Origin of the sequence: Streptomyces sp. NPDC014891 (genome assembly GCF_043081085.1) — a bacterium.
Taxonomy (GTDB): domain Bacteria; phylum Actinomycetota; class Actinomycetes; order Streptomycetales; family Streptomycetaceae; genus Streptomyces.
In genome coordinates, this window is record NZ_JBIBWF010000014.1 from 137688 (window position 1) to 152833 (window position 15146).

The 15146-nt window shown below is 74.3% G+C and carries 12 protein-coding genes and 1 riboswitch; of the genes, 10 read left to right on the forward strand and 2 right to left on the reverse strand.

Annotation, left to right across the window (positions count from 1 at the left end; translation table 11 throughout):
* The first annotated feature begins 87 nt into the window (after positions 1-87).
* A riboswitch (cyclic di-AMP (ydaO/yuaA leader) is annotated at positions 88-253 on the forward strand.
* Positions 254-265: 12 nt separating this feature from the next.
* Positions 266-1036: a M23 family metallopeptidase gene (locus ACF09E_RS32275; RefSeq protein WP_392209337.1), complete on the forward strand. Its 771-nt coding sequence runs from the start codon at positions 266-268 to the stop codon at positions 1034-1036.
* 205 nt (positions 1037-1241) lie between these two features.
* Positions 1242-1925 (forward strand): GntR family transcriptional regulator, encoded by a 684-nt coding sequence (locus tag ACF09E_RS32280; RefSeq protein WP_392209339.1) that lies wholly within the window; start codon positions 1242-1244, stop codon positions 1923-1925.
* Between the two features lie 145 nt (positions 1926-2070).
* Here the strand turns inward: ACF09E_RS32280 and ACF09E_RS32285 are convergent, their stop codons facing one another.
* The gene (locus ACF09E_RS32285) at positions 2071-2352 is read right to left on the reverse strand and encodes an HPr family phosphocarrier protein (RefSeq protein ID WP_015036698.1); all 282 of its coding nucleotides are present in this window, start codon (positions 2350-2352) and stop codon (positions 2071-2073) included.
* Between the two features lie 242 nt (positions 2353-2594).
* On the opposite strand from ACF09E_RS32285, the gene ACF09E_RS32290 reads away from it, so the two are divergent.
* The 6 genes from ACF09E_RS32290 (at position 2595) to ACF09E_RS32315 (ending at position 9373) form a co-directional block, all read left to right on the forward strand.
* On the forward strand, positions 2595-5780 hold the full coding sequence (locus tag ACF09E_RS32290) for a GNAT family N-acetyltransferase (RefSeq protein ID WP_392209341.1): 3186 nt from the start codon (positions 2595-2597) through the stop codon (positions 5778-5780).
* 40 nt (positions 5781-5820) lie between these two features.
* On the forward strand, positions 5821-6417 hold the full coding sequence (locus tag ACF09E_RS32295) for a DUF5998 family protein (protein WP_361858623.1): 597 nt from the start codon (positions 5821-5823) through the stop codon (positions 6415-6417).
* Positions 6417-7622 carry an alkaline phosphatase family protein gene (locus ACF09E_RS32300; RefSeq protein ID WP_392209343.1) on the forward strand — a complete coding sequence of 402 codons (1206 nt, stop codon included), beginning with the start codon at positions 6417-6419 and terminating at the stop codon, positions 7620-7622. The genes ACF09E_RS32295 and ACF09E_RS32300 overlap by 1 nt, the downstream gene beginning before the upstream one ends.
* 59 nt (positions 7623-7681) lie before the next feature.
* Positions 7682-8329, forward strand: a complete 648-nt coding sequence (locus ACF09E_RS32305; RefSeq protein ID WP_148006500.1) for a thymidine kinase — start codon at positions 7682-7684, stop codon at positions 8327-8329.
* Positions 8330-8433: 104 nt separating this feature from the next.
* The gene (locus ACF09E_RS32310; RefSeq protein ID WP_392209345.1) at positions 8434-8868 is read left to right on the forward strand and encodes a hypothetical protein; all 435 of its coding nucleotides are present in this window, start codon (positions 8434-8436) and stop codon (positions 8866-8868) included.
* A gap of 169 nt (positions 8869-9037) precedes the next feature.
* A complete protein-coding gene (locus tag ACF09E_RS32315) occupies positions 9038-9373 on the forward strand; it encodes a hypothetical protein (RefSeq protein WP_392209347.1) in 336 nt (111 codons plus the stop codon).
* 62 nt (positions 9374-9435) lie between these two features.
* Here ACF09E_RS32315 and ACF09E_RS32320 read toward each other — a convergent pair whose 3' ends face one another.
* Positions 9436-12483, reverse strand: a complete 3048-nt coding sequence (locus ACF09E_RS32320) for a BTAD domain-containing putative transcriptional regulator (protein WP_392209349.1) — start codon at positions 12481-12483, stop codon at positions 9436-9438.
* Between the two features lie 193 nt (positions 12484-12676).
* Here ACF09E_RS32320 and ACF09E_RS32325 point away from each other — a divergent pair, with 193 nt between their 5' ends.
* Positions 12677-14065 (forward strand): helix-turn-helix domain-containing protein, encoded by a 1389-nt coding sequence (locus tag ACF09E_RS32325; RefSeq protein WP_392209351.1) that lies wholly within the window; start codon positions 12677-12679, stop codon positions 14063-14065.
* Between the two features lie 96 nt (positions 14066-14161).
* A complete protein-coding gene (locus ACF09E_RS32330) occupies positions 14162-15085 on the forward strand; it encodes an ornithine carbamoyltransferase (RefSeq protein WP_392209353.1) in 924 nt (307 codons plus the stop codon).
* The last annotated feature ends 61 nt before the right edge of the window (positions 15086-15146 follow it).

Genomic DNA, 15146 nt, shown 5'->3' on the forward strand with positions numbered 1-15146 from the left:
AATGCCTGTCCGGTTGGTGATTGAAAGACGATCCGCATAGCGTCAGGCCGTCTGTTCGTCAGTTGCACGTGCCGCACCCGCGGCATCGGACAGACATCGCCGAGTCCCCGTCAGGCGCGAGCCTGGGGAGCCGGGGACCCACACGCAGTCCCTGGGGTGAATCGGGCGCCTTCGTCTCGTACGGAGGGGCTCGTAGGAGACCTTCCTGCTCCGAACCCGTCAGCTAACCCGGTAGGCGAGAGGGAAGGAAAGGACCAGCCCCTACATGGCGTTCACCCGTGCCACCGGGAAGCATCGTGCTCCGAGCCGGATGGCGCGCCGCGGCGCGGGCATCGCCGGCGCGGCGACCCTCGCCACCGCCGGCGTCATCGGCACCCTGGCCTCCCCGGCGCTCGCCGCCGACACGGACGACCGCTCCCTCGAGGACACCGGCCTCACCAAGGTGATCACCGAGGACGACCTCGCCGAGCGGATCGACGCCCAGGCCGCCGCCCAGGAGCGGGAGGCCTACGAGATCGCCGCCAAGGCCAAGGCCGAGGCCGAGGCGAAGCGCAAGGCCGAGGCCCGCGCCAAGGAGATCCGCGAGGCCGAGCAGCGCGCCGCCCGCGAGGCCGAGCGCCGCCGCCTGGCCTCCTTCCAGCTCCCCGTCGACGGCTCGTACGTGTCCACCGGCTACAAGACCGGCGGCTCGCTCTGGTCCTCCGGCAGCCACTCCGGCGTCGACTTCCACGCCGCCTACGGCAGCACCGTGGTCTCCGTCGGCTCCGGCACCGTCGTCGAGGCCGGCTGGGGCGGCGCGTACGGCAACAACATCGTCATCCGGATGAACGACGGCACGTACACCCAGTACGGTCACCTGTCCTCCATCGGGGTCTACGTCGGCCAGACCGTCGAGCCCGGTGAGCGGATCGGCATCTCGGGCTCCACCGGCAACTCGACCGGACCCCACCTCCACTTCGAGGCGCGGACGACCGCCGAGTACGGCTCCGACGTCAACCCGGTCGCGTATCTGCGCGCCCGCGGCGTCAACGTCTGACCCGACGCCCCGGGCGGCTCCTCGCGCCGCCCCCACCGCATCGCAAAAGCCCCGGCTCGTACAGAGCCGGGGCTTTTCGTCGCGCGCGGCACATCGATATTCCGCCGGGGCATCGGAAATTCCGGCGCGCTGCAATAGAGTCGCAGATCGGGCGCAGAACAGGCGCCGGTTAATTGACTCGCGCGGACCAAGGCGGAGGTCGGACATGCGCATTCCCGCGCACTCGGTATGCACGGCGATCCGGGACGACATCGTCACGGGCGTCTTCGAGCCGGGCGCCCGGCTGACCGAGGACCAGCTCGCCCGCCGGTACGGGGTCTCCCGGGTTCCGGTCCGCGAGGCCCTGCGGACCCTGGAGTCCGAGGGCTTCGTGGTCACCCGCCGGCACGCCGGGGCGCAGGTCGCGGAGCCCACCGAGCAGGAGGCCGCCGATCTGCTCGACATGCGGGCGCTGCTCGAACCGCTGGGGGCCGCCCGTGCCGCCCAGCGGCGCACGGAGGCGCATCTCAAGGTGCTGCGCGGCCTGGTCAGGCTGGGGCAGGAGCGGGCCAGGCGGGGGCAGGGCGAGGATCTGCGTTCACTCGGGGGCTGGTTCCACGAGACGCTGGCCCAGGCCTCCGGCAGTCCGGCCCTGACGGCCCTGCTGACCCAGCTGCGGCACAAGATCGCCTGGATGTACGCGGTCGAGCAGCCCGAGCGGCCGGTGGACGCCTGGGCCGAGCACGGGGCGATCGTGGACGCCGTGGCGCGCGGCGACGCCGAGCGGGCCAGGACGCTGACCGCGCTGCACGCCGAGCGCACGCAGCCGCTGCACCGCCTCAGGAAACCGGCCGGCGGCCGTGTGAGGGTTTCGCAACATGCAGTCAACACGGCGGGTTCCCGGAATTAACGCGCGCATCGTATACATGGAATAGGAATTCGAGGCCGTCGCTCCGCGCTGCCCGAAAAGGCCGCGGGAGAAATCAGAAAAGGCCGTGACCGCCGGAATTCCGGCGGTCACGGCCTTTTCGCCGTGCGGTGGGTGTCGACCCGGATCAGACGGTCTCGGGAAGCTCGTCCAGGCCCTCGGCGACCAGCTTCGCCAGACGGTCCAGAGCGGCCTCGGCGCCGTCGGCCTCCGAGGCGAGGACGATCTCCTCGCCGCCCTGCGCGCCCAGGCCGAGCACCGCGAGCATGGAGGCGGCGTTGACGGGGGTGCCGTCCGACTTGGCGATCGTCACCGGAACGCCGGAAGCCGTGGCGGCACGGACGAAGATGGACGCGGGGCGGGCGTGCAGGCCCTCGGCCCAGCCGACGTTGACGCGGCGCTCAGCCATGGTGTTGCCCTTCAAGTCTCAAGCGGGTTGTCTAGACCAGTCTCTCACGGGATGCTCCGTGCTCGCGCCGACCTTCGGCCCGGATCGGACCGCCCTTCGGCCCTCCCCGCCCTACGGGGCGTGCTCCCTACCTTGCACGGCCGACCCCCGCCGCGCGAGCGATGCCGCCGCCGTGTCGCGGTCCGTGCCGCCACCGGGGCGCGACCCGTGCCACCGCCGATCCGCGGCCGTAGGCTGACCCCATGCAGAGCGCGTCGGACCAGCCGCCGGAGCACGACTACCCCGACCACTGGGAGGCGGACGTGGTGCTCCGCGACGGCGGCACCGCGCGCATCCGGCCGATCACGGCCGACGACGCCGACCGCCTCGTCAGCTTCTACGAGCAGGTCTCGGACGAGTCGAAGTACTACCGCTTCTTCGCCCCCTACCCCCGGCTCTCCGCCAAGGACGTGCACCGCTTCACCCACCACGACTTCGTGGACCGGGTGGGCCTGGCGGCGACCGTCGGCGGCGAGTTCATCGCCACGGTGCGCTACGACCGCATCGACGACCGCGGCATGCCCGCCTCCCTCCCCGCCGACGAGGCCGAGGTCGCCTTCCTCGTCCAGGACGCGCACCAGGGACGCGGCGTCGCCTCCGCCCTGCTCGAACACATCGCGGCGGTCGCCCGGGAACGGGACATCCGGCGCTTCGCCGCCGAGGTGCTCCCCGCCAACACCAAGATGATCAAGGTGTTCACGGACGCGGGCTACACCCAGAAGCGCAGCTTCGAGGACGGCTCCGTACGGCTCCACCTCGACCTGGAGCCCACCGACCGCTCCCTCGCCGTGCAGCGCGCCCGGGAGCAGCGGGCCGAGGCCCGCTCCGTGCAGCGACTCCTCACGCCCCGGTCCGTCGCGGTCGTCGGCGCCGGGCGCGCCCCGGGCGGCGTCGGCCGGACCGTCCTGCGCAACCTCCTCGGGGCCGGGTTCACCGGACGCGTGTACGCGGTCAACGCCGCCCTCGGCGAGGGCGGCGGGGCCGTGGAGTTCGACGGCGTCCCCGCCCACCCCTCCGTCGCCGCCATCGGCGAGCCGGTCGACCTCGCGATCGTCGCCGTTCCCGCCGAACGGGTGCCGGAGGTCGTCGCGGACTGCGGCGAACACGGCGTCCAGGGGCTGGTCGTCCTCTCCGCCGGCTACGCCGAGAGCGGTCCCGCGGGCCGTGAGCGGCAGCGCGAGCTGGTGCGGCAGGCCCGCTCGTACGGCATGCGGATCATCGGCCCCAACGCCTTCGGCATCATCAACACGGCCGCCGACGTCCGCCTCAACGCCTCCCTCGCCCCGCAGACGCCGGCCGCCGGGCGGATCGGGCTCTTCACCCAGTCCGGCGCGATCGGCATCGCCCTCCTCGCCGGGCTGCACCGGCGGGGCGCCGGGCTGTCCTCCTTCATCTCGGCGGGCAACCGGGCCGACGTCTCCGGCAACGACTTCCTCCAGCACTGGTACGACGACCCCGGGACCGACGTCGTCCTCCTCTACCTGGAGTCGATCGGCAACCCCCGGAAGTTCACCCGCCTCGCGCGCCGCACCGCCGCCGTCAAACCGGTCGTCGTCGTCAAGGGCGCCCGGCACAGCGGCAGCGCGCCCCCCGGTCACCGCGTGCCCGTCACCCGCATCCCGCACGCCACCGTCTCCGCGCTGCTCCGCCAGGCCGGCGTGATCCGCGTCGACACCGTCACCGAGCTGGTGGACGCGGGCCTGCTGCTCGCCGCCCAGCCGCTGCCCGACGGACCCCGCGTGGCGATCCTCGGCAACTCCGAGTCCCTCGGGCTGCTCACCTACGACGCCTGCCTCACGGAGGGGCTGCGTCCGCTCCGGCCGCTCGACCTGACCACGGCCGCGGAGCCCGCGGACTTCCGGGACGCGCTGGCCGCGGCGCTCGCGGACGAGACCTCCGACGCGGTCGTCGTGACCGCGATCCCGTGGGTCGGCGAGAACGGCGCCACCGAGTTCGGCGACGGCGAGGTCCTCGCGGCCGCCCTCCGCGAGGCCGTGGCCTCCGCCCAGGCCCCCACCAAGCCGGTCGTCGTCGTGCACGTCGAGATGGGCGGCCTCGCGGAGGCCCTCGCCGTCGCCACGAGCACCCGCCCGACGGCCCCGGGCCGCACCGGCGGCACGGACCCGACGCCCCGGCCGGCCGCGCCGGGCACCGGAACCCCGGCGGGGGCGGCCCCGGGGACGCCGGGAGAAGCCGGTCACGGAACGTCCGGTCACGGCGCCCCGACCGGTGCGAGCCCCGGCGTCCGGGACGGTGCGAGCCCCGGCATCCCGGACGGGTCCGGACCGGCCGGATCCGGTCCGGCCCGATCCGGTCCTGGCCTCCCGGCCGGACACGACCGCGGCGTGCCGCCCGGTCACGACGCCGGCGCCCCGGGGCCCGTCCCGAGCGCGACGGCGGCCCCCGGAGCGCCGACCGGCGCGGCCGCGTCCCCCCGACCGCCGGCCCCCGGCCACCCCGGCGCGGCCCCCGCCCCGGCTCCCGCGACCGATTCCGCCTCCGCCGCCGTCCCGCCCGCCGCCATCCCCTCCTATCCCGCCGCCGAGCGGGCGGTGCGGGCGCTGGCCGAGGCCGTGCGGTACGGGGAGTGGCGGCGGCAGGCCGTCGATCCCGGGCGGGTGCCCGAGTACGAGGACATCGACGAGGCGGGGGCGGCGGCGCTCATCGGGCGGGTGCTCGGCGGCGAGGACGCCGATCCCCGCGGTGTGACCCTCGACACCGCCCAGGCGGGGGAGCTGCTCGGGCGGTACGGGATCACCGTCCGCCCCACCCTGCCCGCGCCCACCCCCGACGCGGCCGTCGCGGCCGCCGCCCGGCTCGGCTACCCGGTGGCCCTGAAGACGACCGCGCCCCACCTCCGCCACCGCCCCGACCTCGGGGGCGTACGGCTCGATCTGGCGTCCGAGGGGCAGCTCCGCACGGCCTACGCCGAGCTGACGGAGGTCCTGGGCAAGCCGGAGGAGCTGCTGCCGGTCGTCCAGGCGATGGTGCCCCGCGGCGTCGACACCGTCGTCCGCTCCGCCATCGACCCCGCGGTCGGCGCCGTCCTCTCCTTCGGCCTGTCCGGGGCGGCGTCCGAACTGCTCGGCGACACGGCCCACCGGCTGGTGCCGGCCACCGACCGGGACGTCGCCGACCTGGTCCGCTCCCTCCGCACCGCGCCGCTGCTCTTCGGCTGGCGCGGCTCCGCCCCCGTCGACACCCCCGCCCTCGAAGAGGTCCTGCTCCGGGTGTCGCGGCTGGTCGACGACCACCCGGAGGTGGTCGCCGTCTCCCTGGAACCGGTGGTCGTGGCGCCCCGCGGACTGTCCGTCCTCGGCGCCACCGTCCGGCTGGCCCCGCCGCCGCCCCGCACCGACCTCGGCCCGCGCAGCCTGCCGAGCTACTGAAGGGCCTGAGGGGGGCCCGCAGCCCCGTAGGATGGAGTCCATGGCGAAGACCGGTACGACGACCCAGGGGCTGCGCGCGGCGATCGAGCGCAGCGGCTACTACCCGGCCCTCGTGGCCGAGGCGGTGGAGGCCGCCGTCGGCGGCGAGGCCGTCGCGTCGTACGTCGTGCACCAGGAGACCACCTTCGACGCCAACGAGGTCCGGCGCCACGTCACCGTCCTCGTCCTGACGCCGCACCGCTTCATCGTCAGCCACACCGACGAGCAGGCCGCCGACAGCAGCTCCCCGACGCCTTACGCCACGACGTCCACCGAGTCCGTGAAGCTCGACCGGATCTCCTCGGTCGTCGTCAGCCGCGTCGTCGCCAACCCGGAGTCGTACACCCCGGGCACGCTGCCCCGCGAGGTCGTCCTCACCATCGGCTGGGGCGCCGTCTCCCGCATCGACCTGGAGCCGGCCGCCTGCGGCGACTCCAACTGCGACGCCGACCACGGCTACACGGGCAACGCCACCGCCGACGACCTCAGCCTCCGGGTCAGCGAGGCCGGCGACGGCCCGGACACCGTCCGGCAGACCCTCGTCTTCGCCCAGGCCCTGTCCGAAGCCATCGCGGCCACCGCCGCCCCGACCCGCTGATGGTGCAGCCGACCGCCGCGACCCACGGCTGGCCCGACGACCCGGTTCCGCTGGCCCCGGAGACCGCGCCGGTCCCCGAGTACACCTTCGGCTCGCTCGGCGACGTCCTGCCGACGCTCGTCGCCGGTCAGGGCGTGCCCGGCTTCGACGCCCGGATCTCCGAGCTCTCCCCGGCCGACCGGAACTGCGTCTTCCTGATCGACGGGCTCGGCTGGGAGCAGATCAAGGCCCACCCGGACGAGGCCCCCTATCTGACCTCGCTCCTCGGCTCCTCCCGCGGGGGCACCGGCCGCCCGGTGACCGCGGGCTTTCCCGCGACCACGGCCACCTCGCTCGCCTCCGTCGGCACCGGCCGCTACCCCGGCACCCACGGGCTGCCCGGCTACACCGTCCGCGATCCCGGCACCGGCGAGCTGATGAACCAGCTCCGGTGGAAGCCGTGGACCGCCCCGCACGTGTGGCAGCCCTATCCCACCGTCTTCCGGCTCGCGCACGAGGCCGGGGTCCACACCGCGCAGGTGTCCTCCCCGATCTTCGAGCAGACCCCGCTCACCAAGGTCGCGCTCAGCGGCGGAACGTTCCACGGGCGGCTCTCCGGCGAGGAGCGCATGGACTTCGCCGCCGAGCAGCTCGCCGCCGGCGACCGCTCGCTGGTCTACACGTACTACAGCGAACTCGACGGCGCCGGACACCGCTTCGGCATCGACTCCGACGCCTGGCGCGGCCAGCTGATGTTCGTCGACCGGCTCGTGCAGCGGCTCGCCGAGCAGCTGCCGCCCCGCTCGGCGCTGTACGTCACGGCCGACCACGGCATGGTCGACATCCCCTTCGACGAGCAGCACCGCATCGACTTCGACGAGGACTGGGAGCTCCGCGCGGGCGTCGCGCTCCTCGGCGGTGAGGGCCGGGCCCGGCACGTCTACGCGGTCGCAGGCGCCGAGGCGGACGTCCTCACCTGCTGGCGCGAGGTGATCGGGGAGCAGTTCTGGGTCGCGAGCCGCGACGAGGCGATCTCCCTCGGCTGGTTCGGCGACGAGATCGACGAGCGCGTGTACGGGCGGATCGGCGACGTCGTCGCCGCGGCCCACGACGACGTGGCCATCACCGCGTCCGTGAACGAGCCCCACGAGTCGGCCATGGTCGGCATGCACGGGTCCATGACCCCCGCGGAGCAGCTCGTCCCCCTCCTGGAAGTCCGCTCCTGACCCTCCGGAACCCCGGACGCCCACCCCCCCTCCACGCCCCGAAAGGTCCCCGCCCCGTCATGCCCGAGCTGGTCTTCTTCTCCGGAACCATGGACTGCGGGAAGAGCACCCTGGCACTCCAGATCGCCCACAACCGCGACGCGCGAGGGCTCCAGGGCGTGATCTTCACCCGTGACGACCGGGCGGGCGAGGGCAAGCTCTCCTCCCGCCTCGGCCTGGTGACGGAGGCGGTGGAGGCGCCGCAGGGCATGGACCTGTACGCGTACCTCGTCACCCAGCTGTCCCAGGGCGGCAAGGCCGACTACGTGATCGTCGACGAGGCCCAGTTCCTCGCCCCGGAGCAGATCGACCAGCTCGCCCGGGTCGTCGACGACCTCGAACTCGACGTCTTCGCCTTCGGCATCACCACCGACTTCCGGACCCGGCTCTTCCCCGGCTCGCAGCGGCTCATCGAGCTGGCGGACCGCATCGAGCAGCTCCAGGTCGAGGCGCTCTGCTGGTGCGGGGCCCGCGCCACGCACAACGCCCGCACCGTCGGCGGCGCGATGGTCGTCGAGGGCGAGCAGGTCGTCGTCGGCGACGTGAACCGGCCCGCCGAGGAGATCGGCTACGAGGTGCTGTGCCGGCGCCACCACCGGCGCCGGATGACCTCGGCCGCGGCGCGCGCGGGAGCCCTCTCCCCGGACGTGCTGCCGGTCAACGGCTGAGCCGTCCCCCGCGGCCGGTCCGTACGACGGGACCGGAGCGGGAGGAGAACGGTATCGGGGCGCTCGACTCTGGCGGAGTGGTTCTCTGCAGGAGGAGTCTTTCGATGAAACATCCCCCGGACCGGATCGACGTGGCCGAGGGGCTGCGCCACATCCTTCAGGAGCTGTCCGCCATCGAGCGGTCGGTCGAGGGCGAGCGCACGGGTCTGCCCGATGCCCGTACGGACGGAGAGGGGCCCTGGGACGGGCCCGAGTTCACCGTCGAGACCGTCAGCGACAACAGCATGCACACCGTGGTGGACATCAGGGCGCTCAGCGGTCCCGGCCAGTCCCCGCCCGACCGTGCGGGGCCGGGCGAGCAGGAGGTCGCCGCACTGCGCGCGACCGTGCGCGCGCTGCTCGACCTCGCGGACATCGGCTCGGGGCGGGTCCGGACCACCGTGGTCCTCACCGAGCGGGGGCCGCGGGTGGTCAGTTGCCGGCTGGGCGGCGGCGCGACCGTCTTCGCGCGTGAGCCGGGGGCCGGGACGACGGGCTGAGGAGTCCTCGGCGGCGTGGCCGCACCCGGGCCGACCTGGCGGTTCCCGGGTGCGTTCCCCTGCCGTACCGGCGGGCGGTATCGGCTCGGGAACGGTCCGGGAACGGGTCGCCGGAGAGTACGTGGTGTCGGGAAGCAGAACCGCAGAAACCACGTAAAGGGGATAGGCCATGGGACGCAGGTCGACTGGACTCGCCGGGATCGTCGCCGCCGCCGCCCTCGCCCTCGGGCTCGGGGTCACGGTGGAGGCGGGTCACCAGCAGAGCCGGCCGGCCGGCGTGCAGATCCAGGCCGACGACCAGGGCCCGACGGTGATCGGCAAGGGCGGGGTCGTCCAGGCGGGTGCGTCGGACGACCAGGGTCCGACGGTGGTGAAGCCGGGTGTCGTTCAGGCGGGTGCGTCCGATGACCAGGGTCCGACGGTCGTGAAGCCCGGGGTCGTCCAGGACGGTGCGACCGACGACCAGGGGCCGACCGTCATCGGTCAGGGTCTGCTCGCCGTCTGATCCCCGCTCGGTGCGGCGGCCGCGGCGGCCGTGCCCGGACGGCTCCCGGCCGGCCCGGCGCGTCAGCCGCGGCGGCGCTCCGCCGGGACGCCCATCTCGCCGAACAGCTCCTCCGCCGCCCGCTCGTTGCGCCCCGCCTCGTCCGCGAGGCCGAGGGCGGCCTGGGCGCGGGCCATGCCGGACAGGGCGTAGGCCATCTCGATGCGGAAGTCGAGGGAGTGCGCCACCTCGTGGGCGCTCTCGTGCAGGCCGAGCGCGGCCACGTACTCCTTGCGCTTGTACAGATACCGGCCGACGGTGTTCTCGACCTTGGCCCGGCGCAGTGGAGAAACGTTTGGCCCGATGGTTTCGATGGCCCGGTCCGCGTACTGGACCGCCTGCTCGTCCCGGCCGAGGCGCTGGGCGACCTCCGCGAGGAGCGCCAGGGCCAGGGCCACCTGCCCCGGATCGCTGTTCTCGGTCGACAGGGCCCGTGCCCGCGCGAGGCACGTGTCGGCGGCCTCGTCGTCACCGAGGCAGGCGTGTGCGAAGGCGAGGTCCGTGAAGGCCACCAACTTGTTCTCGTGCTGGCCGAGTTCGTCGCAGAGCGCGATCGCCCGGCGGGCCGCGGACGCCGCCTCCTCGTGCCGCCCCCACTGCTCGTACAGGGTGCTGAGCAGGGTGAGGCTCTCCGCCTCCGCCCGGCTGGCGCCCAGCTCGTGCTGGTGCGCGATCGACTTCTCCAGATGGGACAGCGCCTGCGGGAACCGGCCCAGCAGACTGTTCAGCTGGCCCAGCGCGCCCTCGCTGTGGGCCAGCGTCTGGACGTCCCCGAGCCGTTCGGCGACGTCCCGGCCCTCCGTGGCGACCTCGATGCCCTCCGCGAAGCGTCCCAGCTTCCAGCACGCGACGCCCAGATTGGACAGGCTCACCCCCAGCAGTGGCAGTTCCCCGAGCCGGCGCGCGGCGGCCACCGCGAGGAGCCCCATCGAGCGGAACTCCTCCAACTGGCCCCGGGCACTGAGCTGGAAGGCCAGATTGCGGCTCAGGAACACGGTGTGACGGTCGTGGCCGAGCCGGTCGGCCAGGCCCACCACCCCCAGCAGGGACCCCTGCTCCCGGGCGAACCACTGCTCGGCCCGCCCGCCGTCCGCCAGCCGTGGCAGCCGCGGCAGCCACGCGTCCGCGTCCTCCACCTCCGCCACCCCGGTCGGGATGCGGCGCCTGCCCGGGAACATCACCCGGCAGGCCGACTCCGTCGCCGCCAGGTAGTAGTCGAGCAGCCGGCGCGCCGACGCGGAGTCGTCCACCTCCGTCGCCGGCGACCTGAGGCTCTGCGCGAAGCTCCGCACCAGGTCGTGGAAGGTGTACAGGCCGATCTCCGGCTGCTTCAGCAGGTGGACGTCCAGGAGGAGTTCGAGGATGTCCTCCGCGTCGGCCGGATCGGTCTCCAGGAGGGCGGCCGCCGCGTACACGTCGAGGTCGCCCCCGGGGTGCAGCGCCAGACTGCGGAACGCGGTCCGGCAGTCCTGCTCCAGGGCCTGGTACGACAGGCGCAGGGTGGCGGCGACACTGCGCTGCCCCGAACTCAGCTCGTCCAGCCGCCGCGTCTCGTCCCGCAGCCGGTCCGCCAGGTAACGCAGCGTCCAGCGGGGTCTGTTGCGCAGCCGGGCGGTGGCGATCCGCAGCGCCAGGGGCAGCCGGCCGCACAACCGCGCCAGCTCGGCGGCCGCCTCCGGCTCCGCCGCGTACCGCTGCTCGCCCAGCGTCTCCGCCATCAGCGCCGCGCACTCCGCCGGCGACATCACGTCGATCGAGATCCACTGCGCCGAGTCCAGGTCCACCAGCCGGGCCCGGCTGGTGACGAGGACCAGGCAGCCCGGCGTGGTCGGCAGCAGCGGGCGCACCCCGTCGGCGTCGGCCGCGTTGTCGAGGAGGAGCAGCAGCCGCTTCCCCGTGACGGTCGACCGCCACAGGGCCGTACGGCCCGCGAGGTCCTCGGGGATGCGCGAGCCCGGCACGCCCAGGGCGCGCAGCAGGCTGTCGAGCGCCCCGCCGGCGGTCACCGGCTGCTCGCCGGGGGTGTAGCCGCGCAGGTCGATGTAGAGCTGGCCGTCGGGGAACTCGGAGGCCAGCGAGTGCGCCGCGTGCACGGCCAGCGAGGTCTTGCCGCTGCCGCCCATGCCGTCCAGGGCCACGATCCGGGAGTGCCGGGCGCAGTCCCGGCCGGCCGAGTCGAGCAGCTCCCGCAGCTCGTCGCCGCGGCCCGTGAAGTCCGCCAGGTCGTACGGCAGGGTGCAGGGGGCCTCGGCGGGCACCGCCTCCGCTAAGACGGCCGGGGCCGCGGCCGGCGGGGGAGCGGGGGCGGCCAGCTCCGGACTGTCGCGCAGGATCCCCTCGTACACCTTGGTCAGCCGGGGGCCGGGATCGACGCCCAGCTCCTCCACCAGGAGTTCCCGGACCCGGCCGTACTCCTCCAGCGCCTCTGCCTGCCGGCCCGAGCGGTACAGGGCCAGCATCAACTGGGCGCGCAGCGACTCGTGCAGGGGGTGCGCCTGCACCAGGTCCCGGAGGTCGACGACGAGTTCCGCCGTCTCGCCGAGCCCGAGACGGAGCTCGAAGAGCTGCTCCGCGGCGGCGAGCCTGCGCTCCTCCAGCGCCGTGGCCGCCGCCTCGATCACCGGGCCGCCCGCGCCCGACAGGATCGGACCGCGCCACAGGCCGAGAGCCCGGCGCAGATCCGCCACGGCGTCGACCGCCCGGCCCTCGCCCGGCGCGTCCCGAGCGGATCTCACAAGAAATCCGAACTCCGTCAGGTCGAGCTGCTCCGGGGCCAGGACCACCCGGTAGCCGGGACCGTCGGTGACGATGACCTCGCTGCCCGAGGGGATGCGCCGGCGGAGGTCGGCGACCGCCTTCCGGACCTGGTGCGAGGCCGTCGCCGGCGGGTCCTCGGCCCAGGCCGACTCGACCAGCCGGCCGATCGTCAGCACCCGTCCCGGCTCCAGGAGCAGCGTGCCCAGCACGCGTTCCTGGATGAGGCCCCCCAGCCTCAGACGCGAACCGCCGGCCCAGCCCTCCAGGGGCCCCAGCACGTTGAATCTCAGCGCTTGCTCCTCGGCACCGGTCATCGCCGCGAGCACCCCCCAGGTCTTCCGGCCACGCCCTCGGCGCCGGGTTTTGCGGATCCTAGCCCGTTCCCGCGACCCCCGGGAACGAGGCGGTACGCGATCGGTAAGCGGTTCCCGGACCGTGGGAACCACGAGGCCGACTCCTGCACGGCCCTCGCGACCGAGGACCCCCCATGCAGCAAGGAGACTGGTCATGACCGAACAGGCATCGCCGGACGGACTCGCCGAGCAGCTGCGGGCGGCACGGCAGTGGGCCGGCATCACCCAGGAGCAGCTGGCCGGCCTGTCGACCGTCAGCGTGCGGGCCATCCGGGACCTGGAGCAGGGACGCGTGCGCCACCCGCGCCGCGAGACGCTCCGGCTGCTCGCCGGGGCCATGCGGCTGAGCGACGCCCGCCGGGCCGCCCTGGAGCTGGCCGTCGAAGGGGCCGAGGCCGGCACGGTCATGCGGGAGGCGTACGGCGCCGAGCTCGCCCCACCGCCCAAGCCGCTGCGCAGACTCGTCGGCCGCGCCGAGGAACTCCGCGCCCTGACCGGTCTGCTGGCCACCGAGCACGAGCGGCTCGTCAGCGTCGTGGGTCTGGCCGGCATCGGCAAGACCCGGCTGGCCCAGGAGGCCGCCCTGCTGCTCCACGGCCGCGACCGGACCCCGGTCGTCTGGGTCGACATGGCCGGGACCGGGACGCCGCCCGCCGGGCCCGCGGGGACCCGCAGCCCGCGCTCCGCCCTGACGGGCTGGGCCCGCTCCCTGGCCCTCGGCGGCCGGGGCCTCGACGAACTCGCCTCCGTGATACGCGGCCGGGACACCCTGCTGGTCCTCGACGGCCACGACACCGGCCCCCACATATCGCCCCAGCTCCTGGAACTGCTGCACGTCTGCGAGCGCCTCACGGTGCTGATCACCACGCGCGAGCCGCACCGCACCCCGGGCAACCGGATGCTGCCGCTCGGCCCGCTGCCCGTGCCCGACCCGGAGCCCGGGGCGTCCGCCGGGGGGACCGGCGCGCCGGGCGGCTCCCTGACCGCCGGGCAGCCGGCCGTCGAACTCATGCTGTCGTACGTCGCCCACATGCGCCCCGACCTGATGCCCGGCGACTCGCTGGTGCGCACGGTGGCCCGGATCAGCCGGGCCCTCGACGGGGTGCCGCGGGCGATGGAGGCGGCCGCCTCCTGGCTGCTGCTGCGTTCGCCCGCGGAACTGCTGCGGATCGCGCGGACCGCGCCCCTCGACGTCGTCGACGACGTGACCGCCGCGGACCCCGGCGGCGACGCGGCCGGCGAGGGATTGGCCGCGCTGCTCGCGGACGCCGTGGCCCGGCTCGACGACGGGCCCGCCGCCCTGCTCGGCGACCTGAGCCTGCTGCCCGACGGCTGGAGCGCCGACGAGGCCGCGGCCGGCCTGTCCGCGACCCCGGCGGGCGTGGTGCGCGACGTCCACGCGCTGATGCTCCGCGGCCTGGTGCGGCGCCTGCCCGGCGAGGAGGACGGCGCCCCGCGGTTCGGGGTGCTCCACCTGGTGCGGCAGCTCGCCGCCGAGCGCGCCGCCTCCCTCGTACCGGCGACCGCCCTCGTCTCCTCCTGACCGGCCGGCGTCCGCCCCGCCCCGTTCCCTCCTCCCGCCCCTCGCCTTCCTCCCTCCTCCTTCTCGTCCTCACCGTCCTGGAAAGGTCCGTCCGCCATGCGCAACCTGATCTCGCTCGCCGATCTGAAGCCCGAGCAGCTCGCCCGTATCGTCGCCCGCGCCGTCGAGTTCGGCACCGGCCGCGTCGACGACCGGCCGCTCGCCGGACGGCAGGTCGGCGTCTACTTCCGCAAGTCGTCCACCCGGACCAGGACCTCGTTCTGGAGCGGCGCCACCCGGCTCGGCGCCGACGTCATCACCTTCGGCCCCGACGAACTCCAGCTGACCACCGGGGAGACCGTGGAGGACACCAGCCGGGTCCTCGGCCAGTACCTCGACGCCCTCGTCGTCCGCACCAACGGGGACGTCGCGGAGATGCGACGCCTCGGCGGCAGCCCCGACCTCGCCGTGGTGAACGCCCTCAGCCTCGACGAGCATCCGACCCAGGCGATCGCCGACCTGACCACGCTGGCGGAGCACTTCGGAAGGCTCGACGGCCTCCACGTCCTCGTCGTCGGCGAGGGCAACAGCTCCGGCGCCGCCCTCGCCCTCGCCGGCGCGCTGACCCCCGGACTGCGGATCACCCTGCTGAGCCCGGAGGGATACGAGGTGCCCAAGAGCACCATGGACCTCGTCGACGAACTGAGCGGCGGCAGCCACCAGGTGCGCCGGATCACCGACCCGGCGGAGGTCGACGGCCCCGTCGACGCGGTCTACACGAGCCGCTGGCAGACCATGGGCGTACCCAAGGCGGACCCGAACTGGCTCGACGCGTTCGAGGGGTTCGCCATCGACCGCGCGTTCTTCGAGCGGTACAGCGGCCCGGACACCGTCTTCCTGCACGACCTGCCGGCCGTCCGCGGCCAGGAGGTCACCGACGAGGTCCTCGACGGCGAGCGCAGCCTCGCCTGGCGGCAGGCCCACCACAAGATGACCGCCGCCATGGCCGTACTGGAGTGGTGCGTCGTCGGCGAGGAGTGAGACCTCAGGCCGACGGCGCTCGTCCGGGCCCGGCCCCTCGGGCCCGGGAACGGGACGGGGG

Bases quoted from the DNA above. Each gene is read 5' to 3' on its own strand.
- ACF09E_RS32275 (WP_392209337.1), top strand. From the start codon at position 266: ATGGCGTTCACCCGTGCCACCGGGAAGCATCGTGCTCCGAGCCGGATG.
- ACF09E_RS32280 (WP_392209339.1), top strand. From the start codon at position 1,242: ATGCGCATTCCCGCGCACTCGGTATGCACGGCGATCCGGGACGACATC.
- ACF09E_RS32285 (WP_015036698.1), bottom strand. From the start codon at position 2,352: ATGGCTGAGCGCCGCGTCAACGTCGGCTGGGCCGAGGGCCTGCACGCC.
- ACF09E_RS32290 (WP_392209341.1), top strand. From the start codon at position 2,595: ATGCAGAGCGCGTCGGACCAGCCGCCGGAGCACGACTACCCCGACCAC.
- ACF09E_RS32295 (WP_361858623.1), top strand. From the start codon at position 5,821: ATGGCGAAGACCGGTACGACGACCCAGGGGCTGCGCGCGGCGATCGAG.
- ACF09E_RS32300 (WP_392209343.1), top strand. From the start codon at position 6,417: ATGGTGCAGCCGACCGCCGCGACCCACGGCTGGCCCGACGACCCGGTT.
- ACF09E_RS32305 (WP_148006500.1), top strand. From the start codon at position 7,682: ATGCCCGAGCTGGTCTTCTTCTCCGGAACCATGGACTGCGGGAAGAGC.
- ACF09E_RS32310 (WP_392209345.1), top strand. From the start codon at position 8,434: ATGAAACATCCCCCGGACCGGATCGACGTGGCCGAGGGGCTGCGCCAC.
- ACF09E_RS32315 (WP_392209347.1), top strand. From the start codon at position 9,038: ATGGGACGCAGGTCGACTGGACTCGCCGGGATCGTCGCCGCCGCCGCC.
- ACF09E_RS32320 (WP_392209349.1), bottom strand. From the start codon at position 12,483: ATGACCGGTGCCGAGGAGCAAGCGCTGAGATTCAACGTGCTGGGGCCC.
- ACF09E_RS32325 (WP_392209351.1), top strand. From the start codon at position 12,677: ATGACCGAACAGGCATCGCCGGACGGACTCGCCGAGCAGCTGCGGGCG.
- ACF09E_RS32330 (WP_392209353.1), top strand. From the start codon at position 14,162: ATGCGCAACCTGATCTCGCTCGCCGATCTGAAGCCCGAGCAGCTCGCC.